General features: G+C 63.4%; 18 protein-coding genes and 1 pseudogene. 9 read left to right on the forward strand and 10 right to left on the reverse strand.

Annotation, left to right across the window (positions count from 1 at the left end; genetic code table 11):
* Window positions 1-69 precede the first annotated feature (69 nt).
* From C3F42_RS16165 to C3F42_RS29965, 7 genes are all read left to right on the forward strand, one after another.
* Window positions 70-636 (forward strand): hypothetical protein, encoded by a 567-nt coding sequence (locus C3F42_RS16165; protein WP_023628877.1) that lies wholly within the window; start codon window positions 70-72, stop codon window positions 634-636.
* A 601-nt stretch (window positions 637-1,237) separates the two neighbouring features.
* Window positions 1,238-2,014, forward strand: coding sequence for a DUF3050 domain-containing protein (locus tag C3F42_RS16170; RefSeq protein WP_023628876.1), 777 nt, complete (start codon window positions 1,238-1,240; stop codon window positions 2,012-2,014).
* Window positions 2,011-2,940, forward strand: a complete 930-nt coding sequence (locus C3F42_RS16175; RefSeq protein WP_023628875.1) for a diiron oxygenase — start codon at window positions 2,011-2,013, stop codon at window positions 2,938-2,940. Before C3F42_RS16170 ends, C3F42_RS16175 begins: the two co-directional genes overlap by 4 nt.
* A gap of 10 nt (window positions 2,941-2,950) precedes the next feature.
* A complete protein-coding gene (locus tag C3F42_RS16180) occupies window positions 2,951-6,382 on the forward strand; it encodes an amino acid adenylation domain-containing protein (protein ID WP_104444638.1) in 3,432 nt (1,143 codons plus the stop codon).
* Window positions 6,383-6,414: 32 nt separating this feature from the next.
* A complete protein-coding gene (locus C3F42_RS16185; RefSeq protein ID WP_104444639.1) occupies window positions 6,415-6,882 on the forward strand; it encodes an SRPBCC family protein in 468 nt (155 codons plus the stop codon).
* Window positions 6,883-7,125: 243 nt separating this feature from the next.
* Window positions 7,126-8,325, forward strand: coding sequence for a site-specific integrase (locus tag C3F42_RS16190; protein ID WP_033948200.1), 1,200 nt, complete (start codon window positions 7,126-7,128; stop codon window positions 8,323-8,325).
* A 75-nt stretch (window positions 8,326-8,400) separates the two neighbouring features.
* A complete protein-coding gene (locus C3F42_RS29965) occupies window positions 8,401-8,826 on the forward strand; it encodes a DUF1016 N-terminal domain-containing protein (protein WP_052151340.1) in 426 nt (141 codons plus the stop codon).
* Window positions 8,827-9,028: 202 nt separating this feature from the next.
* Here C3F42_RS29965 and C3F42_RS30305 read toward each other — a convergent pair whose 3' ends face one another.
* The 10 genes from C3F42_RS30305 to C3F42_RS29390 form a co-directional block, all read right to left on the reverse strand.
* Window positions 9,029-9,370 carry a DUF6527 family protein gene (locus C3F42_RS30305; protein ID WP_339328081.1) on the reverse strand — a complete coding sequence of 114 codons (342 nt, stop codon included), beginning with the start codon at window positions 9,368-9,370 and terminating at the stop codon, window positions 9,029-9,031.
* Complete coding sequence (locus C3F42_RS16205; protein ID WP_033948202.1) at window positions 9,367-10,773, reverse strand: ThiF family adenylyltransferase; 1,407 nt, start codon at window positions 10,771-10,773, stop codon at window positions 9,367-9,369. Before C3F42_RS16205 ends, C3F42_RS30305 begins: the two co-directional genes overlap by 4 nt.
* Window positions 10,773-11,702, reverse strand: coding sequence for a multiubiquitin domain-containing protein (locus C3F42_RS16210; RefSeq protein ID WP_019184000.1), 930 nt, complete (start codon window positions 11,700-11,702; stop codon window positions 10,773-10,775). Before C3F42_RS16210 ends, C3F42_RS16205 begins: the two co-directional genes overlap by 1 nt.
* A 96-nt stretch (window positions 11,703-11,798) precedes the next feature.
* Window positions 11,799-15,227 carry a UvrD-helicase domain-containing protein gene (locus tag C3F42_RS16215; protein ID WP_033948206.1) on the reverse strand — a complete coding sequence of 1,143 codons (3,429 nt, stop codon included), beginning with the start codon at window positions 15,225-15,227 and terminating at the stop codon, window positions 11,799-11,801.
* Between the two features lie 3 nt (window positions 15,228-15,230).
* The gene (locus C3F42_RS16220) at window positions 15,231-15,824 is read right to left on the reverse strand and encodes a hypothetical protein (RefSeq protein ID WP_023082436.1); all 594 of its coding nucleotides are present in this window, start codon (window positions 15,822-15,824) and stop codon (window positions 15,231-15,233) included.
* Window positions 15,821-16,600 (reverse strand): RNA polymerase subunit sigma-24, encoded by a 780-nt coding sequence (locus C3F42_RS16225; protein ID WP_033948211.1) that lies wholly within the window; start codon window positions 16,598-16,600, stop codon window positions 15,821-15,823. The genes C3F42_RS16220 and C3F42_RS16225 overlap by 4 nt, the downstream gene beginning before the upstream one ends.
* A 54-nt stretch (window positions 16,601-16,654) precedes the next feature.
* Complete coding sequence (locus C3F42_RS16230; RefSeq protein WP_033948212.1) at window positions 16,655-18,880, reverse strand: S8 family peptidase; 2,226 nt, start codon at window positions 18,878-18,880, stop codon at window positions 16,655-16,657.
* Window positions 18,877-19,911, reverse strand: a complete 1,035-nt coding sequence (locus C3F42_RS16235; RefSeq protein WP_021156357.1) for an AAA family ATPase — start codon at window positions 19,909-19,911, stop codon at window positions 18,877-18,879. Before C3F42_RS16235 ends, C3F42_RS16230 begins: the two co-directional genes overlap by 4 nt.
* 356 nt (window positions 19,912-20,267) lie before the next feature.
* On the reverse strand, window positions 20,268-20,378 hold the full coding sequence (locus tag C3F42_RS30310) for a hypothetical protein (RefSeq protein WP_371264243.1): 111 nt from the start codon (window positions 20,376-20,378) through the stop codon (window positions 20,268-20,270).
* A gap of 19 nt (window positions 20,379-20,397) precedes the next feature.
* Entirely contained in the window at window positions 20,398-20,544 is a 147-nt protein-coding gene (locus C3F42_RS29390) for a hypothetical protein (protein ID WP_021156355.1), read from the reverse strand.
* 537 nt (window positions 20,545-21,081) lie between these two features.
* Between C3F42_RS29390 and C3F42_RS16240 the strand changes: the two genes are divergently transcribed.
* Together C3F42_RS16240 and C3F42_RS16245 are read left to right on the forward strand one after the other, a co-directional pair.
* On the forward strand, window positions 21,082-21,909 hold the full coding sequence (locus C3F42_RS16240) for a DUF932 domain-containing protein (RefSeq protein WP_033948216.1): 828 nt from the start codon (window positions 21,082-21,084) through the stop codon (window positions 21,907-21,909).
* A gap of 79 nt (window positions 21,910-21,988) precedes the next feature.
* Window positions 21,989-24,009, forward strand: a pseudogene (locus C3F42_RS16245) (ParB N-terminal domain-containing protein).
* The last annotated feature ends 7 nt before the right edge of the window (window positions 24,010-24,016 follow it).

The raw sequence follows: 24,016 nt of genomic DNA on the forward strand, positions 1-24,016 counted from the left end.
TGCTCAACCGCGCAGCCGACCTCAGCGACCGCGTCGCTGCGCAGACACGATCCGCCACAAGGAACGGCAGTGCACGTGCAGACGCGACAGGAAACCACGCCCGACCAGCCCCCCAGGATTCGCTTGATCTGCCTGGCAAGCACCCGACAGCAACTTGCCCAATACCGCACGTGGGCAAGGACCCTGGGCGATCCCATCGAACTGGTCGCGGTCGATGTGCCCTCCATCGCCGACCCCGAACAATTACTGCCCATTTCTGGGCATCTGACTCAGGTGCTGCTTGAACAGCTCCAACCCTACCTCGTGCAGCCGCACGCCTTGTTTGCCCAAGGGCTAGGCGCGCATATCGCACTGGCCCTGATACAGAAGGTGCAGGGTGCTTGCCCAGGGCTGACCCGTCATTTGTTTGTTTCAAGCTGTGACAGCCCACAATTCAGTACCACCCACCTGCCCCTTCATATCCCCACGACTGTGCTCTATCCGCCAGGCTCCCTGGCGGCAATGCTTGGTTGGCACAGGCTGGTTCGTCGGGAGCTGGAGCTGATTGAGCTACCGCTGCAAGCGGTGGATAGTTCGTTGCTGAACCAGCGCCTGGTGCGCATCTTCAACGCCCATCTCGGGTTGCTGAGTTTCTAATCCTCCCCCTGCCATCCCTGTGCTGATCAAGGCTTTTCCGTGGCCCGGTCAGTGCCTGGCCATGGCAGTGCCAGCTTTTTGGGGACACTCTACTCCCCGCAGCGGCCGCTGATCATCAGACGTGGACCTGGCCGTCTGCCTCCCCATTAACTTGCAGAAGGAACCTGGCACCGGGGCAAGGACCGCAAGCGATCAGCCGCCCCTCAATAGTTACTCTCCCCCTCTCCGTTCATTCGTGCTCCGAGTGAGGCATTCACTCTGTGACATTTTTTCTGATCGTTAATTATCGGAAGGAGTACGTATTGCCAAAATAAAACTTACTCAAAGTTTTATTCAGAACCGTATATTTCAAGAAAAGTCCGAATATAAATTAATCAAAAAAACAATTGCGGCAAACTTTGAAGTTGTTCTAACTTTTATATCGCCAGCCAAGGAGCGGCCCTGCGCCTCCGTGAGCGCTTAGCCAGACGAGCCCTGCTGGCCTCTGCCTGTTGTTCGAATTCGAGTTTCCACTCGAGGCCTTCATTCGCCCGGCATTTATCTGCCTTGCAACTTTCAGAGTAATACCAACCCTGTATTTCAACCCTAAACGGAGCTCATCATGAGCACATTGAAGCGCACACTTTCCGACAAGAAACATAAACTCTCCCTGCACCCGCTATTTTCCGAAATCGATTCTCTGGAGACGCTCCGGGGGTTCATGGAAACCCATGTGTTCGCTGTCTGGGACTTCATGTCTCTGACCAAACGCCTGCAGCAGGAGCTGACCTGCGTCAGCCTGCCCTGGCTGCCACCAAGGGACCCGGCCGCAGCGCGTCTGATCAACGAGATCGTCCTGGGCGAAGAATCAGACGAGCGCCTGGATCATGGTCACTACAGCCACTTCGAGCTGTATCTGGATGCCATGCGCGAAGTCGGTGCAAGCACCCAGGCCATCGAACGCTTCGTCAGCCTGCAGCAACAAGGCGTCGCGGCATTCGACGCGCTGCAACGCTGTGGCGCCAGTGAAGCGGCACAGCGGTTCGTTCGTGACACTCTCGAAGTGGCCATCGAGGCACCGGCCCACCAGGTTGCCGCCGCCTTCCTGCACGGGCGGGAAAGCGTCATTCCATCGATGTTCCAGCAGATTCTCGACGAGTGGGGCATCGGCACCGAGCAGGCACCGACCTTCCGCTACTACCTGCAACGTCACATCGAAGTCGACTCCGAGGACCACGGCCCCGCCGCCGAGCAATTGCTGGCACGCCTGGTCGATCACGATCCGCTGCGCCAGGAAGACGTCTACGTGGCCGCCATCGCCGCGGTGGACAGCCGCATGGCCCTGTGGGACCGCCTGCGTACGTCGCTGAAAACGGCTGTTGCCGAGGTCACCCCATGAATGCCCTCGAGTATCGCTCCTTTGCCGAGGCCTGGGAGGCCAGGGCGACCATTCGCACTCGGCCACGACGCCAGGTAGAGGATGACCAGCGCCTGATCTACCCCCTGAGCCGCCAGCCCCTGGTGCTCGGCGCGACGTTCCAGCGCGAGTGCCCGCAGTTGCGCGACTTCGTGCTGGTACAGAGCCTCTACAAGTTCATCAATGACGTGGTGATCTTCGAGACCGAGATCGTCGACCGTACCGCCCGGCGCATCGCCAAGGACCGCTTTGCCGTGCGTTTCCCGTTCGCCTGCCGCTACGACGCGATGACCGTGGTGGTGGACGAGGACTATCACGCCCTGGTGGCGATGGACTTCCTGCAGCAGAGCATCGCCCTGACCGGGATCGAGCCGATCGCCCTGCCCCAGGAAATCGAACTCAGCCGCGCCATTCCAGCCGTGCTGGAACAGGTGCCCGAGGCCCTGCGTGACGCCCTGGAGCTGATCTGCGTGGGCATCGCCGAGAACACCCTGACCGACGATGTCGCGGCCTTTGCCCGCGACGACTCGGTCAAGCCCTCGGTGAAGGGTCTGATGGCCGATCACCTGCTGGACGAAGGTCGTCACTCGAGCTTCTGGGCGCGCCTGACGCGCATCTACTGGCATACCGCGCCTGAGGCGGATCGCCAGATGATCGCCAAGGTACTCCCGTTGTTCCTGCGCCAGTACCTGACCAACGACATCCAGCAGGCTTTCGACTGCGCCCTGATCGACGCCTTGCCGGTGAGCGATACGGTGCGCCAGGCCCTGCGCGAGGAAGCGCTGGGCCTGGCCTACCCGATCAACCGCCAGCATCCGCTGCTGGGCAACATCCTGCGTTTCTTCCGCAGCAGCTCGATGCTCGAGTCTCCCTGCGTACAGGACGCCCTGCGCGACTATCTGCCCTGAGGACTTAGACATGAGACGCCTCGACATACTCCTGGTGGGCACCAGCCCGCCCCTGGAGGAGTTCGCCCGCCTGCTCGCCGAGCACGGACATGGCTCGGCCAGGGCCGATAGCGCCCAGGCCGTCCCCCGGCAGTTGTCGGCCCAACCCGACCTGGTGGTGGAGGATGGCAGCCTGGCACTGCGCAGCAGTGATTGGCAGCCCCTGGGCGGCACGCCGCTGCTCAGGCTGCGCCTGGGTGCGAGCTACGCCGACACCCTGCCGCAACTGGAGGCCCTGTGCTGGTGCGGCAGTGCCAGCGCCCAGCGGCTGATCCATCGCGTGCCGATACACACACCGCGCTCCGGCAATGGCCAACAGCTGCGTGAGGACACCTTGCAAGCCCTGTGCGAGCAACTGGCGCTGCAGGTCACCCGCTTCGCCCGCAACCCGTTGCATCTGCAGGAAACGCCTGCGGTGAGCCCGGGAGACCAGGAGCGTGAGCACGGCCTGGACTGGCTGGACACTTTGGCCTACCGCCATCCGTTCAACCGCACACTGCGCGCCGATTTGCTGGAGAAGGCCGAAACAGGCCTGATCGGCGGCCTGGAGCACAGCCTGCGTGTGCACGCAGGGTCTCCCGCCGTGAACCACAACGGCCAGCGTTGCTCTTATGAGCAACTGCACGCCCGCGCCGCCGTCATCCAGCAGGCCCTGTTGCCGCTGCTGCCCGACGCCGGGGAACAGCCGCCTGTGGTCGCCGTATGCATGGGCAAGTCACCCGAGCTCTACGCCAGCCTGCTGGCGGTGCTGGGCTGCGCCGCCATCTACCTGCCACTGGATCCGGCCACGCCGGCCGAGCGCCGCCAGCTGATCCTCGACGACGCAGGCGCCTGCGTCATGCTGCACGACGGCCAGACGCCTGTGGATATCCCTGATGTGGATGTGCGCAACCTTCCTTTGGCGCAGGACTTGCCGCCGCCCAGCCTGGCGTTGCGCCAGGCTGCCGCCGAGCAGGCCTGCGTGGCGATCTACACCTCCGGCACCACCGGCCAACCGAAAGGCGTGTTGCTCAGCCAAGGCAACCTGGCGCACTTCATGGCCTGGTATCGCGAGCATGTGGACCTGGACCGGCACAGCCGGGTCCTGCAGTTCTCCACCATCGGCTTCGATGCCTCGCTGCTGGATATCCTGCCGACGTTCGCCTGTGGCGCGGAACTGGTCCTGCCCAGTGAAGACCAGCGTCGCGATCCGCAACTGCTGGTACAACTTATCCACAGAGAGGAGGTGAGCCACGCGTTCCTGCCACCGGCGCTGCTGAGCATCCTGCCCCGGGATCTCCATCTGGGCCTGCGCCATCTGGTCACCGGCGGCGACGTCTGCGAACCGGAGGTCATCGCCCGATTGGCCGGGCAATGCCGGATGCACAATATCTATGGGCCGACCGAAACCACCGTGCTGGCCACGACCCGGGTGTTCGGTACGGGCGACGACAACCGCAACCTGGGGCTGCCAATCGCCAACACCCAGGTGTTGATCCTCGACCAACACCTGCAGCCGGTTTGTGAGCAGACCCCGGGCGAGCTGTACATCGTCGGGCCAGGTGTCGGCCTGGGCTACCTGAACAACCCCGAACTGAGCGCCGAACGCTTCGTCGAGCTGAGCTTGCCCGCGGGCCGCACACTGCGCGCCTACCGCACGGGAGATATCGGCAAATGGACGGACCAAGGTATCGAGCTGTGCGGCCGGCGAGACAACCAGGTGAAGATCCGTGGCTTCCGGGTCGAACCCGAAGAAATCGAGCACTGCCTGCGCGATAGCCAGCTGTTCGCCCAGGTGGCGGTGGTGATCGACGCCCAGCGGCGGGTCCTGGCCTTCCTTGCCCACCCGCAACGGGCCGATGGCGAAACCTTGCTGCGCGAGCATGCCGAGCGACACCTACCCGACTACATGCGCCCGATGTTCTATCAGGTACTGCAGCAGATGCCCTATACCGCCAACGGCAAGGTGGATCGCCGGGCGTTGTCGTTGCGTCCACTGGCGTTGCCAACCAGCCAGCGCATCGAACCGCGGACAACCACCGAGGAGCGCCTGCGCTGCCTGTGGAGTGCGCTGCTGGAGCTTCCACACAGCGAGATTTCCGTCGACGAGAGCTTCTTCAACCTCGGCGGGCACTCCATCCTGCTGTCGCGCCTGCTGCTGGAGGTCAGGGAACACTTCGGCCAGGGGGTGGCCATCAACCGCTTCATCGAACAGCCGACCCTGCAACGCCTGGGCGCGCTGCTCGATGGCGATCACGAGGCGTTGCAAACCTCCCTGGTACGCCTGGAGCAGGACGCCAACCGCGAACTGGGCCTGCAAGTGCAACCGCTGGAGCGCCTGGGCGATGTGCACAAGGTGATCGTCACCGGGGCCAACAGCTTCCTTGGCGTGCATCTGGTCGAGGCCCTGCTGGAGTGGGGCGCGAGTGAAGTCGCTTGCCTGGTACGCAGCGCCGCAGGGCTATCCGCCGATGAGCGTTTCTCCCAGGCCCTGCAGGACAACCACGTCACCCTGGACCGCAGCCGCGTGCGGGTATTCGAAGCGGACCTGCGCAAGCCACTGCTGGGTTTGGCCCAGGCCGACTACGACTACCTGGACAGTAACTATGGCGCGTTGCTGCACAACGCCGCGCAGGTCAACCATGTGCTCGACTACGAGGTCCTGGCAGCCGACAACATCGAGCCCTTGTTCGAGTGCCTGCGACTATGCGAAGGCCGGCGCAAAAAGATCTTTAACTTCATCTCGACCCTGTCCGCTTGCAGCGCGGTCGACATTGACGGTCGCGTGCTGGAGAGCGATCCGACCAGTACTCCGCCAATCTACATCCGCAACGGCTACAACCTCAGCAAATGGGTCGGCGAGCGCATCCTCAGCCGTGCCCGTGAGCAGGGCGTGTGGGTCAACCTGTTCCGCCCCGGCAACATCACCTTCGATAGCCGCACCGGGGTCTGCCAGCCGCAGCGCAACCGGCTGATGCTGATGCTCAAGGGCTCGCTGCAGTTGGGCCAGGTGCCGGAGCTCGAAATCGACTTCGACCTCATGCCGGTGGACTTCCTGTCCCGCTTCATCGCTTTCCACAGCAGCCGTCACCTGGCCGGCCAGTGCGTGTTCAACCTGCACAACCCCGAACCCCTGCGCTGGCGTGACTACCTGGCTTCGTTCCATGCCCAGGGCCATGCCTTCGAACTGGTCAGCATCGAGCAATGGCAGCGCCAGTTGGCCAGGGTCGATAGCGACAACGCGCTGTACGACGTCCTGGGCTTCTACCTGGACGGTTTCGAGGAAGACATCGGTGACATCTCCGGCATCGCCCACGACAACGCCCGCGCCGGCGTGCAGCGCATGGGCGCCCGTTACCCAAGCAAGGACCCGGCGCTGCTCAGCCGCGGCTGCCGCTACCTGGCCGACATCGGTTTTATCTGACCCCTTTCATACACAACAGGAGCAATACCCCTATGCAAGCACTCAAACCCGATACCCTGATCCGCAACCCGCAAGGCTGTCTGGTGGTTTCCAGCGTGGAGATCGCCGCGCCGGCGGCCAGCGTGTGGAACATCGTCGGCAACTTCGCTGGCTTCCCGGTGTTCATTCCTGCCCTGGCGCATATCGAGATGACCGGCAGCGGTGTGCGCTCGGTGCGCAAGAAACTGTTCAAGGATGGCAACGTGGTGATAGAGCAATTGAACAGCCGTGACGATCTAGCCATGAACATGACCTGGAGCCTGATCTACACCAGCTTGAATATCGGCAATCTGTGGGCGGCCATGCAAGTGCAGGCGACCGACGCCAGCCACAGCCGTGCGACCTGGACCATCCAGGCCGAGCCGTGGGAAGGCGGCCCGGAGGCTCTGCCGGGCTTCCAGGCGTTCCTGCAGGGATTTGCCGATGAAGCGATGGGCAATGTGCGTAATCTGCTGAGCTGATAGCACTGGCAGGGGCGTATGCCCCGATAGCAAAAAGGCCGCTCCCATCCGGGAGCGGCCTTTTTTTGTTTGACGATGACTCCAGCCCGGCACTTCGCTGGACTGCGCCCAGGCCCGCTACAGCAGGTTTATCAAGGACTTAGGCGCGTCCATCATATGCCGGTGCTTTCCGAAACTTGACCCGGCTTCCGGTCGCGTGGCTCCCATGTGGCTCTTGGAAACCGAGGTTTCCGAGGAGTCATCATGGCAAGAATCAAACTCACCAAATCCGCTGTCGATGCCGCCAAGCCCCAGGCGCAGGCCATCGAACTGCGGGACACCGTGGTGCCCGGCTTCCTGTGCAAGATCACCCCGGCCGGCCGCAAGGTGTTCATGCTCCAGTACCGGACGAACGCCGGCGAGCGCCGCAAGCCGGCCCTGGGCCAGTACGGCGAACTGACCGTCGAGCAGGCCCGTGTCATGGCGCAGGAGTGGCTGGCCGAGGTGCGCCGGGGCGGCGACCCCAGCGCGGCTAAGGCCGCCGCCCGCAAGGCACAGACCATGAAGGAGTATTGCCACACCTTCATGGAGGACTACTCCAAGCAGCGCAACAAGCCCAGCACGCAGCGCGGCTATCAGGGCGTCATCGACCGCTGCATCATCCCGATCATGGGCCGGATGAAGGTGCAGGACGTGAAGCGCCCGGACGTGGCCGCGCTGATGAAGAAGCTGGCCCACAAGCCGGCCGAGGCGAACCGCACCTTCGGCGTGTTGCGCAAGATGTTCAACCTGGCCGAAGTGTGGGGGTTGCGCCCGGACGGCACAAACCCGTGCCGCCACGTCCCGATGTTTCCGCCCGGCAAGGAAACCCGGCTCATCGTGGACGATGAACTGGTGCGGATCTTCCGTCACCTAGAGCACTTGGAAGCCGAGGGACTGGAGAACTACGTCATCCCGCTGGCGATCCGCCTGCAATTCGAGTTTGCCGCCCGCCGCTCCGAAATCTGCCCGCTCGAATGGGGCTGGGTTGATCTGGAAAAGCGCCGCGTCGTCTGGCCCGACAGCAAGACCGGCGGCATTTCCAAACCCATGAGCGAGGAAGCCTATCGGCTGCTTTCGACGGCGCCGCGCCGGGAGGGCTCCCCCTACGTCCTGCCGTCGCCCAACGACCCGGCCCGGCATCTGACGCATGGCGAACACTATGGCGGCTGGAAGCGCGTGCTCAAGGCCGCGGGCGTGCCGCACGTCGGCACGCACGGCATCCGCCATCGAGCGACGACCGACATTGCCAACTCAGGCGTGCCAACCAAAGTGGGCATGAAGCTCACAGGTCACAAGACCGTTGCGATGTTTATGCACTACGTACATACCGAGGACAAGCCGGTGCGAGATGCCGCCGAGCTGGTGGCGAATCGGCGGCTGGCGATTACCGGGGCGTCCCGTTCTATGGAGGTGACAGCATGACAAGGAAGACGCCCGCAGCAGTGGGGAATCCGCCGCCTTACCGGGGCTGGATATGCTGGCATCCAGGGCGGCATCGTGGAACTGCTGGATGCCGCGCGCCAAGCAGCGGCGGGCAGTGTCAATGCGCTGATGACGACCAGCTATTGGGAGATTGGCCGCCGGATCGTGGAAGCCGAGCAGAAAGGCAGGCGGCGGGCTGGTTACGGCGAGCAGTTGATGGCGCGGTTGTCCGCCGGTCTGACGGCGCGCTTTGGGCGCGGGTTCAGCCCGGACAACCTGGAAAACATGCGGCGCTTCTTTGCCGCTTACCCCCTTGAGGCAATTTCCAAGACGCTGTCTCGGAAATTTGACCTCTCCGAACTGGCCCTGGTCTTCAGGTTGCTGTGGTCGGCCTATGTCCGGCTGCTGGCGGTCAAGGATGACCATACCCGTCGGTTTTACGAGGCCGAGGCGCCGCGCGGTGCGCCAGCTCGAATGGCAGATCGGCAGCCACTTCTATGAGCGCACCGCCAAAGCCTGACGATGCAATCAAGAGCTCGTATGAGTTGGAGTCACTGAACCGCAAGGACGAATATTCGGAATCTGATATTAAACAGCAGTCGACCAGCGGATGGTGGATTTCTCCCGGAGCTTGGCAAAGGCTGCACCTTTGCCGACGACAGCGTCGATTGCGTATCGGCCGGACATGGTGCCGGGTGGGTCTCTACCGGCACCACTCGATCAAACCCTTCTTTACCCAGAAGTGACAGGAACATGCCCGATGCTGGTGGATGGAGGGCGACATGGTTGGTCGCCCCCAGAAGTCTGTTTCGACAGACCACCGGGGTCGTCGATCCGGGTTAAGGGAAAGTGATATCTGCACGCCACAACCGCCGGGGCAGCTCATGCAAGCCCACTTCTTGACGCCGGTGTCGATGACCAGCCACAGCTCTCCCGGCGGCACGGCATTATTGCCCGGATGCTGCGCAACCGGGTAAACGAGCAGGTTGTACTGCAGCCACCCGAGCCGGCGCAGCGCTCGCGCGATAAGTCGCTTCATGGTCATCCGATCACCCCAAGAAATGGGTTGACATCGCCGCGTCCCCAGCTCGCCTGGCTGGCACAAACCGGGCAAGACGCCAAGGGTCGGCAGGTCATGGTGCGATCCACTACGCGGTCAAAGCGGCGAATCCTGTTGTGCGACATGCCCGCAGGACCGCGAAAACCGGTCAGTCCCTGAATGAGCTCATCGACGGCCGCGCAGGCGATGGCCGTGGTGAACGTGACCACCGCAGGCGCCGGGTCGCCGCCGCCGTCCACATAGGCTTCCGCCTTACGCCGCTCGAACTCGGCCGGGTCGCTGCGCCGGAGTCCTTCGGCCGCAGCGCGGCGCGGATCGGCTACTCCCAGACACATGAGACAAGGTTTGCCGGGCCCAATCGTCGACACGCGCCCCGTCATGTCGAAGTCCGCGCCGCTGCGTGCCGCGCGCATGCGCAGGCCCACATCGATCAGCGGGATGCCGTAGTAGTGCGCCAAGCGGTTAAGCGTCAGCCGCCCCTGATGGTCGTCGGTACAGCCGAAAAGCACGTCGCAGGAGCGCAGCAGATCGCGCAGATCAGGATGGCCGACCCACTCGTCTTTGGTGACGACCTGGGTGCCGAGACCCGCGGCGCGAATCTCGCGCGCGAGGATGTCCACCTTGGCCAAGCCGGCGTCCACATCTGCGGTGCGCGAGCCATGCACGCGGTTGAGATTGGTGACATCAATGGTGTCTTTGTCCATCAGCCCCAGAAAGCCGACGCCCAGCCGCGCCAATAGCATCGCGACAGCACTGCCCGTGCCGCCGCCCCCTACGACACCCACCCGCAGCCCGCGCACGACTGGATTGAACCCTTGGCCGAAGAGCGCGGCCTGCCGCGCCAGGAATTGATCTTCGTCAGCCGCAGCCACCTTGCGCGCGATCTTGATCTGGCTTCCTACCAGCGAGATCGAGGATGCCATGACCGTCTTGCCGGGGGCAGTCCAGAGCCTGCCCGCGATGGCGTCATCGCGGCCGAACACCATGCTGGCTAGGCCGGAAACGCCCTTGTTGAACGTCGTCCGGGCCAGCTCCGACTCGTTTCGGTCATCCTGGTCGGAGAAGAACGCTGCCGCGTTCGGATGCGTGTGTACCAGGCCCGCAACCAAGCCCCGTTCTTTCGCGATGCCGAGAATGCGCATGAAGCCTCGGGTGGACCATGTGACATGGACAGGCGATGCGGAGACCATTTCATCGGCCGCGACGGGGATGACTTCGTGCGAGATCAATCTGGTGCGAGGCACTCCCGACCAGGGGTCTGCCGAGATGTCAGCCTTGCCGAACAGCACGTAGGCGGACGCCTCGGCACCGTTTTCCCTTTGCAGCAGCAAGCGCAGGGCCGCCTCGTGCGGCTCCAGCAGGACGATGTCCAGAGCGGCCGGCGACATCACTTCGCCTCCGCCAGGGCGTGCTCGATGCGCTTGAGCATAGTGTGCAGGCCGTCGATGCCCGGGCGCCACGCTGTGTTGTGGCGCGACCAGCGCTGCCAGCTGCGGCCCTGGAACGCGTGGGCCTGGTCAGCGCAGGTCGGGTAGCGCCCAACGCTTTGCAGCGTCAGCCACGGGTCGCAATAGAACATGTCCGGCGCAACATCGGGATAGCCCGGCGGCAGGAGAACGAGCACATCGGCCGTGGCGTGGTTGAGCTTTCCGGAGGGCAGCGGCAACTGCTTGAAGATGACGCCCGTGTGCGCGCCGTCGCTCACCATCTCGAAAGCCACGCCATGGCTGCTCAGATAGCGCTGGTCCGCTTCGGGCAGCGTGAGCAGCCCCTCAGTGGTGTCACGGATTAGCGTGATGAAGCGCTCGATGCCCGGCTTACCCAGATCGATCAGGTCGCCGTCGCGGATCAGAATGTCCTGGCCCCCGCCACGCACTTCGAGATAGACGTCGTAGGTCTCTGGTGGGACACCGGCCAGCGCCTTGAGCACGCGGCCGCTGATGCTGGGCTTGCCCCACTCCAGTTGCCGGTCATCGATCGTGAACTTGAACGCGCGATCAGTCTGGAAGATGACGAAACGTTCCGCACCGCGGCCGCGCAGATCGTAGGTTTCGTCCAGACGCAGGTCCTCGAACTCGCCAGAGGTCAAAATCGCATAAACGCTGTACTCATCGGCCGGGCGCGATCCGGCGGCCTGAAGGATCTGGCGCCCGGTCGGCACCGGATCGGAGAGATCGACGTGACGTTCGTGGAGCTGGTCGTCCAAGACGACGATCCGGTAGAGCGCTGCTGGCCGCAGGCTGCGGCCTTCGCGGATCGCCGCAGCAACATCTTCGACATCGAAGCGGTCATCACCGCTGGTGGTCTGGGTTTGCATTTGATTGCCTCATAGGGAGCCGTCATCTGCGGGATTGCAGGTTTTCTAGCCCCTTACTTGGTCAATCGCAGCCCAGCGGCAGACCGGAAAGGTCGATCAGAGTTTTTCTTGTACCCACCCCCCTCCGGGCAACTCGCCGCAGAGGAAGAAGTGCGGGCAGCGCGGACAGCTACGAGCCTCGGGCTTAGAGGGGAACTGCCCGGCCTGCATTGCCTGAAGGAAGGCCTGCAGCTTCTCGCGCCTGGATTCCAGCTTGCGCGACGTGATTTCCATCGGCTGGATGGTTTCGCTGGTAAGGTAGGTCACCTCGACCTGCGCATGTGGTCCATAAGCCTGGACGGCGGCGAGTTGGAGAATTGTGTACTCAATATCATCGAAGGCGTTCGAGCGCTGCTTGCCCGTCATGACGCGCCGCACCGTGACCCGGCCACCGGCTCCGTGAGCTACACTATCCGGGGTTACGAGGATCTCGCCCTCGGCCCAACCCAGCGAGATCGGTGGCGCCGGCGCGGCCACGTCACGATTCCGGCTCTCGATGAGGAAATCGACGAGCCGCTTGCCGATGCGGCGGTAGTCCTCCGCATATCCATGCTCTGTCGCACCCTTGGAGCACCAGGCCTCCTCGAAGCGTGCAGCCAGCTCGTCGACCGTGGGACTTGTCGTCTCGTGCTCCCGTTTCAACCAATCGAACACGTCGCTCACGACGTTGTGCATCTTCATGAATGCGGTTTCAGTTCGTCGACCTCCAAGCCTCAGCACGTGCGTGTACAAGAAGCGGCGCGGGCACCGCTCGAAGAGGTTGACCTGGATGTCGGTCCATTGGGGACGCCCTTGCCATGTGATGGCGAGCGGGGTGCCCGTCGATGTCGAGCCGGCTTGCAACGGCACCGGTACCGGACGAACAAGGAGTCGGTCGATCGGGGCGATAAACTTGGAGGCGCTACGCGTACGACCATCTGCCTGCCTGGCGTAGGCATACAGCTGCAGCCTATCGCGCGCTCGCGAAAGCGCTACGAAGAACAAGCACTCTTCTTCCTCGTCGTGGCCGGCCTTCACCGCCTCGATGCCGGTCAGCCCCTCCGAACCATGGATCAGACCGTCCGGAGGAAGACAACGCGGCGGCACGTTGTTGCGCGGTAGGCCGGACGTTACCATGCCAGGTAAATGAACGACATCGAACTCCAGCCCCTTGCTTCCGTGGATGGTCATCAAGCGCACTGCTTCGATGTTCTCGGCACTGCGGGGCAACTGGCTCAATCCACGATCCTCAGCGAGCAGAACTAACCGCCTGACGCGATCAAGCAGGCGAACCACTGGCATGCCTTGGCCTCTTGGCTGCCGGCGACAGAAGTTCAAGAACTGCCAGACAGCCAGACTTTGCATGCGACTCTGCGGATCACCAGCCAAATAAAGCGTCTTCGCGAGTCCGAGACCATCAATCGTCCATCCAGCAAGTAAGAGCCAGGGGTCAGTCGATGCGTTCACACCTGCAAAGAGCGCGGACAGGCGAGATAGCGCTTCTCGACTGCAGTCTGTCAGGCCATCCACTCCGGCATGTATTGCCAACCAATCCAGCGAAGCTGGATTCGTCGTCCGCAGCCGCTCAATGACCCGCATGACATCCTTCAAGGGCATTTGGTGCCGAGCCATGGTTGCCACGCGCACCATCGCGGCCGCCCGCGGGTCGGTCGCCAGCGAGAGCAAGGCCAGCAGATCCTTGATTTCCGGCCTCTCGAACAAGCTGCCCAAGTGCAGCGCGGGAATGCCCCGGGCCTCAAGACCTTCTGCAATGGCGTTCAGGCGCGCATTGGACGCGCACAGCACCGCCTGGCCACCATAGGCAATGCCCTGCTCGTGCAGGGCCGTGATCGACGCGGCAAGCGCGGAGATTTCATCGTCAGCCGACCCGGCAACGCGAAGCTCAACCCGTTCTCCTGTGGAGCCGCGGTCGGCCTGCAGGTTCAGCGGCAACGCACCGGCGGATGCTTGCATGCCGCGCGCGAACTCGGTGAACACATCGACGATCCGTTCGTCGGAGCGATAGTTGACGCCCAGCTGTGCGGCCTGCGCGCCGGGGAAGTCGATCGCAAAGCGCGCGATGTTCGTCGCAGAGGCGCCGCGGAAGCGGTAGATGGATTGGCGTGCATCGCCGACAACCCACAGGTTGCGGCCGTCGCTGACGATGGCCTTCAGGAGCCGGACCGAGGCGCGGTTGACATCTTGGTATTCATCTACCAGTACATGCTCATGGCGAGCACGCAGGGCATCCCTTACCTCGGCGCTGCCCTCGACAAGACGAACCGGCAGCGCGACCAGGTCACCGAAGTCCAGCAGCTGGCGCGCGGTCAGCAGCCGTTCGTACGCCTCGAAGAGCGTGGCGACCTCCAGGCACTTCTGCGCACGAACCTTCGCGTCCTGGTCGGTCCCTGCTCGATCCGCCATCGACTGCGCGAGGGCGCGATAGCCTGCTGCATCGACAACCTCATCCTTGGCGCGCGAGATCGCGCTCAGCATGTCGCTTAAATCCAGGGCCGGGTCCCAGAGGTTGCGATAGTGCTTCAGGTCGAGCCGCGGAAACTCGTCCTCCAGGAGTTCAATGGCCTCCGTCCGGTCGATCAATCGTGGGTCCGGCGGCAGCGCCAGTCGGTCGTGAAAGCGGCGAACGATGTCCAGCCCGAATGCGTGGAATGTGCCGATCCACATCGCCGCCGCCGCGAGAGGATTGCTCGCGGCAATCCTCTCGCACAGTTCATTGGCCGCCTTGTTGGAGAAGGTGAGTACCAGGATCGTGGTGGGATCGACGCCGTCCGCAAGCAACCCTTCGATGCGACGAACAAGCGTCCGCGTCTTGCCCGTACCCGGCCCTGCCTGCAGCTGAAACGCCAAACCACGATGTGCTGCCGCCTGAGCCTGCGTGGGGTCTGGGGTGAGCGGAGCTGCCACGGCGCCGGCGCCTACGGGGTTCGGCTCTTCGGCCGCTGGCAGCAGCAGTGCATCAAGCAACTGTTGCTGCACCACAGCGAGCGGCGCGCCGAAGCGCATCGCGATCGCGTCGGATGTCAGTCCTTCGTTGACATGCAACTCGCGCAACACAGGACGCGGCAGCAGGAACTCGCGCGCGAAGAGGTCCATCTTCACTTCACGTCGCTCACGCGCCCCGTAGTCAAGGACACGATCGACGCCCACCGGTGCGTCTTCCAGCGATCGGTCGGGCTCGACATCCACCGTCACCACATCGAGCGTGCCACCTTCCAGCACGACATGGCCGAGTTCGTGTGCAATCAAAAACGCGCGCTCGAAGTCTGATCCACGATCCTCGTAGAGGATGCCTCCAGCCTGACAGTCGAACGTGGCTTTGCCTCCCTTAAGCTGTGGGTCTCCTTCTCGCAGCGCGTACACATCCAAGCCGCGATTTGAGGCCTCCTGAAGCGCAAACACTAAAGGCCGGGTCGGATCTCCGCCGGCCGCGACGTTCGCACGGTGCAGGCGTTCTGCTTCCAGTCGAGCGGCCTCGGTGGCGTCCATCGTTCAGTCCGACAGTGCCTTTAGCGTCGCCTGCTGCTCCGGCGTGAGTTGTGAAGTCGCGACAGCTTGGTCGAACGTGATCTGCTCGCCCACACTCGGCTTCACATTTGACCGAAAAGCGTGTCCGGAAACCATGCCCGGTGGCCCCTGCAGGTATGCGTTCACAGATTGAACGGTGACACCCAGTTCTGACGCAAGCTTCTCGACGAATCGGGCAGGAATGGTGGCTGTACGAATGGCCCGATCGCGCACCCGCATGAGGAAGAGGTTACTGACGTCCAGGCTGCGTGCGAGCGACTTGAAGCTGCTCGTATTGAGCTTGGTGAACGGATTCGCAACCTCCGCATCGGGCTGCTGGACAGCCCGCTCGAATCGCTGCCAGGCCTTATCAATCGCGCTGTCCGGCACTTCGGTCGCCGGAACATCGCCTTCTGGCGCCTCATAAAGCAGATCGATCGAACAGTCGATCAGCGCGGTCGCATGCTGCGGGTACTCCCTAATGTAGCGTTCAAGCGTTTCCCGGCCATGGTTGGGCTCCATGGAGAACGCCATCAGCACAGATTCCTCGTCTGCAGCGAAAGGCTTTGACGTACTCATGCGTCCTCCTGCAGAACAGACCTGAGGGTCTTGTAGGCACGGTCGCGGCGATTGCGCACGGTTCTCTCATCGCACTGGAGCATCTTCGCGATAGTCATGATGTTCGGGTCCTTCGAGTCGATCTGGAAGCCTTGCCGTAGCAAGCCAACGACCCGCCTCTGATCGTCTGGTAATGCGTCAATCGCAGCGTCCAACTCCAACCGGAAAGCCGGGTCGTCAATTTTTTGAGGGTCGCCTCCGAGGAAGTCGGCCGCTGCTGCCTCGACTTCCGGTGAAATGTCCTGACCCTCATTGTCATCCGTGGACAACGGCACTGTAAGGACCGAGGCCGGACCAATCTGCCTCAGCACGGTCTTGCGGAACCGGGCGAATGCTAGGTCGAACCGCACTTCAAAGAAATCCAGCATAGCGAAGCGGCCGCTGCAGTCCTTGGCAATTCGCTCAGCGAATCGGCTCATGACCTCTTCTCGGATGTCTTGTGCCCCGGCCATACGAGAGTCCGGGATCGATGCAAACAGAGACTGCCCGACGCGCTTCATGAGCAGTCCGAAAAGCTGCTTGAACTCGTCCTTTGCGCCTGTCGCATGGGCGCGCCGCAGGAAATATGTCAGTGCTTCCGACGGCACATAGCCGTCGCTCTTCCTCGACGCGACGGTGAAGGCCTGCAGGCGTGTCGCGGCATCGATCGACTCCAGCCTCTGCAAACAGGCGTCGATCTCCGGGGGGCGCGCGAACGGCTCCCCGTTTTTATCCTTGCTTCTCAAGGGTTTCGGCATCGATCTTCTCCTTGCCCGTCAGCCCGCTCTATACATGCGTTCTCTTTTCCACCGTCACCGAACACGAATCGGCAAGGACACCTGCGGCTGGATCGGCACGAGGGTTTTGGCATAGGCACGCAAGATGTCGTTGTAGAGATCAGCATGCTTCGGGGCCTCGACCGAGAGGATCAGTGCATAGCGGATCTTCTCGGCACCAGTGGTGGCCCGGCCGCCGCCGTCGCGGGCGTTGTAGTGAATGTCGAAAACGGGGTTCTTGAGGCTGGAGCCGCGGAAGGTCTTGGCTCCGTGCAGCACAGTTTCCCATTTGCCCTGATCCGAACGCCGCTCCTGCTCGGTGGCGAACTTCTTCAAGTCGAAGAAGCCCTTGGTATCCGCGTTGCTCTTGCCATCCTTGATCTTCTCGTCGTTGGGCCGGAAGACGACTTCGAGGCCGGCCTTGGTGTAGGCCGCGGCATCCTGCGGATCGGTGGGTGAGGCATAGCAGAACGTCGCCTTCAGACGCACATTGCCGAGCAGTCCTTCCTTGGGCAGCGGCAGGCTGGCACGCAAGTACTTACTGGGCTTGAGCTCGCCCTGGTAGACCACGCGGGCCACACCATCCGGGCAGGTGATAATGTCGAGGGTGTCCTCAGGAATCTTGCCCCAACCCACTTCGACCGGATCATGCTCGCCAGGATCGGCCGCGTGAACCAGAAGGGCCTTGATGGCGAGTGGCGTCAGATCTCCGCCCAGGATCGCGCGTACGCCGACCGCGCTACGCAGCAGGTACGGAGCCGCGAAGCTGGTACCCAACTGCGGCGTCAGCACCGGCTTCACGTTCGGCGCCAACACATGAAAGTATTTGGCTGCTGGGTTGCCACCGAACGCCATCAGGTCTGGCTTGATAACCCCAGGGCTGCGGCCCGGCCCGATCGCGCTGTAGGGCGCGCGTGCCCAGCCAGCATCGGTGTCGTCGGCCGCGCCGACCGCGAGCGCATTCACGCAATCCGATGGAACCTGCACGCGGTTGTAGCCGAGCTCGCGGTCCCGGTCTCCGTTATTGCCAACGGCCACCGTCATGAGCGTATCGCCGTCGCTGAGCAACTCGTCGATAACGGACGTCCAAGCGTGGACTTCCCGGTCCTCCACTTCGAGATCTGGGCCCAGGCTCAGGTTGATGAACTCGTAGGACCTCGACAGCAGAACCTGCTCGATGAGACCGAGTGTGCGATACAACTCCAATGGATCTTCGCCGCCCGCCTCCTGGTCCAGCACGCGCAGATGGTCCACCGGGGCGAACGGCCTGCCGACCGTACCGTTGGGCTGGATCGGACCGAACAGCACGGCGGAGGTCACGCCCAAGCCATGCTCCGGGCCGTCCGGATCATCGTCGGCGTCTTCGTCGAGCTTGCGGTACGAGCGCAGCCAGGGGCCGATCGGATGGTGCTTAGGCAGGCCACCGTCCAGGATGGCGACACGAGGTTCGGATGAAAGGGCCTGTTCGGTGGGGAGGCTGCATCCCACTGAGGGCCCACCACTGCGTTGCAAGGGACGGATACCACGCAGCTTTGGCACGGGACGGATCACCCGCACGAAGGCGAAGCTGGCCAACCGCTCAATGTCGCGCGGCTTGCCCTCGACCGGCACGAACCACAGATTGCCGGCGATGAAATCGACTTCACTGTGGACCTTCACGCCTTCCTGCTGCGCGAACTTCACGAAAGCCTTCTGGATTAGGCCCGGGTCTTCATCCGGTAGCAGATGTAGGCCTACTTCGAAAAAGCGATCCTTCGGGCCGCCGAGGCCCACGATTCGCTCTGCTGGCGCAAAGGCGGCAAACTGTTCGATGTGGGCAAGATCTTCGCCCTCGTCGGATTCCGCCTCAATGGTTTGCGTCCATCGGGAGAGGTTGCGGAAAGCCTGGCGCTTGCCGGCGACAAACAGTTCGGTCGTTGTGGTTTCATGCGGCTGCCCCTTGCGGGTCCAGGCCTGCGGCTTGACCTTGACGGTACGGCTCCCGATGGACTCCAGTCCCGTACTACGCAGTAGTCCTGTCGGAAAATACGAGCGCGCAATGAAGCTGGGATTCATCATCAGCCGGGCTACCGCGAAGTCGCCCGGGCAAGCGTCAGCAGATAGCTCGTCCAGCGCCTTGCTTGCACTGCGGAACTGAGGAACCATTCGCTCCCTCGCCTGCGCGAACGTGTAGACCTCGGCCTTGCCTGGCATGCGCTTCGGACCGACGATGTCATGGGTCAGCAGCTCGCCACGACCGATCAGGAAATTGGTTTGGCTCATGCGTCAGCCTTTCTCCGTTGTGCGGCCTTTCGTACCGCAGACGTCTCATTGGTGTACTTTCGGATCGTGTCCCGGCTCACCCCGGTGATGTCGGAAACAGTGTGCTGGGACAGGCGGGTCTGCTTGGCCAGCATCACTGCCAGGTCGATGCGGCCCTGCCTATCGAGCGCCAAAGCACGCGCCTTCATGAAGTCTTCGACCAGATCAGCGTCGGTGGTCGTGCCCAGCGCCACGGCACGCCGGAAGCGCTGCACGTCGCGCTCGATGTCGCTGAACGAATGGCCGGCGAATGCAAACACCAGGATGTCGATCCAACGGGCAAAAAGGGCGTAGTCCGGCCCCAGGAATCGCTTGATGGCTTCCTTGACTGCCTGTTCATCGGGCGTCTTGAACTGGACTACCAGGTCGAAGCGTCGCCACAGCGCCGGATCGATCAGTTCCGGGTGGTTGGTGGCCGCCAGCAATACACTGCTGGCAGGCCATTCGTCGACTTCTTGCAGGATCACCGTGACCAGGCGCTTGAGTTCGCCTACGTCGCTGTCATCGCTGCGTCGCTTGGCGATAGCGTCGATTTCGTCCAGCAGCAGCACGCAAGGCTCGCGTTTGGCGAAATCGATGGCCGCCCGCAGGTTGGTGCCGCTCTTGCCTAGCAGGCTGCTCATCACGGCTGTCAGGTCGAGCACGTACAGCGGCACCTTCAATTGCGCGGCCAGCCAGCGGGCCGTGAGTGTCTTGCCGACCCCGGGCGGCCCCACAAAGATGGCCGAGCGGGTCGGCGTCAGCCCCATGGCCTGAAGTCGATCGCTCTGCCGGCGCTCGGCGATGAGTTGCCCCAGTGAATCCTCGACATCGCCGGACAGCAGCGGCGCATCTGTCGTCGGTTCGTCCTTGAACACCTTCAGGAGAGAGAGACGGGATTCGTCGTCAACCGGCAAGGCGTGGGCCGTTGGCGGCTGAGGCGACAGCTTGCGCATGGGAGAGACACTGCGTACTGGCTTCGACTTCAGGAACAGTTCGAGCTGCTCGGCCAAGTCGGGCGCCGTCCCTCGGTACTTGCGGACTAGCCGCGCCGTGAACAGGCGCACATCCTCACTCTGCTCGGCCAAAGCCAGGCGGACCATCTGGGCTAAATCTGAATGCTCTTCTCTCATTTCGCCCGCAACCTCGATAACTAATTGATTTATATTGAAAAATAAAAATTCTTCAATGGACTAAAGTAATTATCTCATAAAGCGAGGTCAAGTGGTAAGAGAGGCTGCGGCAGTAGCGGTCACAGCGCCGTCGTCGACTGGCAGGTTTGCCGTCTAGCGTGATCTGCGATTCCACGCCCAGAAGCGCCTGAGCGCCTATGCGCGCCTGGTCGGGCGGGGTGTCGTATGACCGGCCATCAGGGCTTGAGCAAGTCCGGCGGGCAGTCGGCGAACGCCGGCTGGGCCTTGCCCATCGGAATGGTGATGGCTTCATCGCCGCTGAGGATGGCCATCATCATGGCGATCATGGTCCTCAGGCCGTTCGAGTTACGCAGCACCTCCAGGCCAGATGCACGGGGAGCCGTCGAAATCGGCGCCGTCGAGCAGTTCGTTGAACCGTTCGTGCAAGGCCTCCGAGCGCTGGAACATGTGTTCCAGGGGATCGTTGGAATCGGCGTGTTCTGTCTCGGGCATAGCGTCATCGTAAAGGCCACTTTGCGTTCGGGCGTCCCCGGCCATCTGAGCAATGGCCGGTCGCGCTGTCGTGCGCGTAGCGCATCGAGCCTCGCTGCGCGAGTCTCGCCCCTATCTGGCTTCCATCGTTCCCTCGCTCCGCTCGGCTGACGCCTTCGGCCCGGCTTCCAGCTTCGGGCCTGCGCGCTTCGCTTGCGTGCGGTTGGCACACCAGGGATGGCCGTTGCCTTGTCCAGCCATCTCCCCTGACTTCATCACCTTACCCGCGACCGTAGCCCGCTCCCGTGTGCCGTCAAGGCGCGCAGGGCCGTGTCCTCGGCTGCGCCTGCGGGCCGCACCAACCCTGCGCTTGCTTCCTTGACGGCCCCCGTCCGCGCGCTCCTTTGGCCGCGGGCGATGAACTCAGGAAAGACGGTGGCAACAGGGCCAACCGGGTTCCTCGTGCCGACCGCACCGAACAGTCGAAAGGCTGGGCTCCGAATCTAGGAATCCGGTGTGCGGTTTGAACAGCAAACCCTTTTCGTCAGGAGAAAGACCATGCAACTCGCATCCCGATTCGCTTCCCGTTCCCCGTCGCTGCGCAGCGATTACCCGCTGTCCGACGATCAAATCCGCACGGTCGCGCCGTCCATCTTCGCGGACGCCCCGCACGAAAGCCGTTCCGAGCGGTACGCCTATATCCCGACCGCCGCCGTGCTGGCGGAACTGCGCAAGGAAGGGTTTGAACCCTTCATGGCAGCACAGACCCGCGTGCGGCACGACGATCGCCGCGACTACACCAAACACATGCTGCGCCTGCGCCACGCCAGCCAGATCAACGGCGCGGAGGCTAACGAAATCGTGCTGCTGAACTCGCATGACGGCACCAGCAGCTATCAGATGTTGGCCGGAATGTTCCGGTTCGTGTGCAGCAATGGCCTTGTCTGCGGTGACACCGTGGCCGATGTGCGAGTGCCTCACAAAGGCGACGTGGCAGGTTCCGTCATCGAAGGCGCTTACGAAGTCTTGCGCGGCTTCGACCGCGTGCAGGAATCCCGCGATGCCATGCGCGCCATCACCTTGAACGATGGCGAATCCGAAGTGTTCGCCCGCGCCGCGCTGGCCCTCAAGTACGACGACCCCGACAAGCCCGCGCCCATCACGGAATCGCAAATCCTGATGCCGCGCCGCTTTGATGACCGCCGCCCGGACTTGTGGAGCGTATTCAACCGCACGCAAGAGAACCTGACCCAAGGCGGCCTGCGCGGACGCAGCGCCAACGGACGCCGCCAGCAAACCCGCCCGGTGCAGGGCATCGACCAAAACATCCGCCTCAACCGTGCGCTTTGGCTGCTGGCCGATGGCATGCGCCAGTTGAAAGCCTGAATCCCCACGCGGCAGGGGCAGGCAGCAGCCCTTGCCGCTTCTCTCGCTGCTGCATCCCTAACCGCAAGGAGTTATCACCATGAACGCCGTTACCCAAATCGAAACCCGAGCCATCGAAACCGCCGCGCCGTTGGAAGTGGCCGACCCGACCAAGAACCTGATTTTGGTTCCGCTCTCGCAGTTGCTGCCGCGCCGCTCCAAGCGCAACGCACGCAAGACCCCGCGCCTGTCCATTCCCGAACTGGCCGCGAGCATCGCCCGCATCGGTCTGCTGCAAAACCTCGTCGTCATCCTGTCCGCCGATGGCGAGCAATACGAAGTGGTGGCGGGCGACCGCCGCCTGACCGCGTTGAAGCTGCTGGCGAAGAAGAAGCGCATCGCCGCCGACTTTGAAGTGCCTTGCCTGCTGGTGCCCGACGCTTCGGCCCGTACCGTCAGCCTCGCGGAAAACCTGCTGCGCGAGCAGATGCACCCCGCCGACCAGTTCGAGGCGTTCGCCGCGCTGGTCAAGGAAGGCCGCCCCATCGAAGACATTGCCGCCGACTTCGGCGTGACCCCGCTTGTGGTGCAGCGCCGTCTCAAACTCGCCAACGTCTCGCCGCGCCTGCTGGCCGACTACCGGGGCGGAGCCGTCACGCTGGAACAGTTGATGGCCCTGACCATCACCGACGACCACGCCGCGCAGGAAGCCGCGTTCTACGGTGCGCCCGAATGGCAGCGTTGCGCGAACGCCTGACCGAGCGCGAAATCGACGCCACGCATCCGCTAGTGCGCTTCGTTGGGCTGGACGCCTACACGGCGGCGGGCGGCGGCATCCGCCGCGACCTGTTCGCGGAAGGCGATGCCGGAACCTACCTGACCGACGCCGCGCTGCTGGAAACGCTGGTGCGCAGCAAGCTGGATGCGCTGGCCGGGAACGTGCGCGCCGAGGGTTGGGCATGGGTGGAAGCCGTGCCGCACATGAGCTACGCCGAGCGGCAGGCGTTCCAGAACGCGCCGCGCCAGCGCCGCGAACCGAGCGCCCGCGAAGCCCGCCGCATCGCATCGCTGCAAACCCGCCTCGACAAGATCGACGCCGAACTGGAAGAAGCCTACGACGCCGAGGACGAGGACAAGACCGAGGCGCTGGAACCGCGCCGCGAACAGGTCGCCGGGGAACTGCAAGCCGTGGAGGAAGCCTTGCGGGGCTACGCCCCGGACGTGCGCGCCGTGGCCGGTGCCATCGTCACCCTCGACCGCGGCGGCGAAGCTGTGATTCATCGCGGGCTGTTGCGCGAAGCCGAAGCCAACGCGCTGCGCACGCTGGAACGCTTGCGGCAGGGTTTCGGCAGCGCGGAAGGCGAAGCCGGGAACGACGACGAAGGCGAGGACGCCGAGCAGCCCAAGGCCGCGAGCCTGTCCGACCGGCTGGCGCAGCGGTTGAGCGCGCACCGCACCGCCGCGCTGCAAATCGAAGTCGCCCGACATCCGCAAGTCGCGCTGGCCGCGCTGGTGCATGGCATGGTGCAGAGCGTCTTGCAGGACAACCACTACGGCCACGACTTGCCGCTGGGCGTGAGCCTGAAAGTGCAAGACCGGCTGGAAGGCATGGCCCCCGACTGGCCCGAATCGCCCGCCGCCGTAGCCCTGCGCGAGTTGCAGCAGGTCGCGGGCGAAGCGCTGCCGCAGGACAGCGCCGAACTGTTCGCCGCGCTGCTGGCGATGGAGCAAGGCGAACTGGTGCGGCTGCTGGCGGTATGCGTGGCGGCGACCGTGGACGTGGTGACGCCTCGCGCCACGGCGCAACAGCCGGGCGCGGAACTGGCGCAGGCCGTGGGGCTAGACATGGCCGCATGGTGGCAGCCCACCGCAGACGGGTATTTCCAGCATGTGCCGAAGGCCGCGATTCTGGAAGCCGTGGGCGAGTTCGCAGCGGAACACGTCACACGGTTGGCAAAGTTGAAGAAGGCCTACATTGCCAGCGAAGCGGAACGGCTGGCCGATGGTATGGGCTGGATGCCCGCCGTGTTCAAGAGCGGACACGACACGGAGCCGCAGGACGGCGCGGAGGACGTGGAAGATGCTGCCGACGTAGTGGAAGCCCACGCGCTCGCCGCCTGACATAGCA

Source organism: Pseudomonas sp. PONIH3, from assembly GCF_002934345.1.
In the GTDB taxonomy this organism is placed as follows: domain Bacteria; phylum Pseudomonadota; class Gammaproteobacteria; order Pseudomonadales; family Pseudomonadaceae; genus Aquipseudomonas; species Aquipseudomonas soli.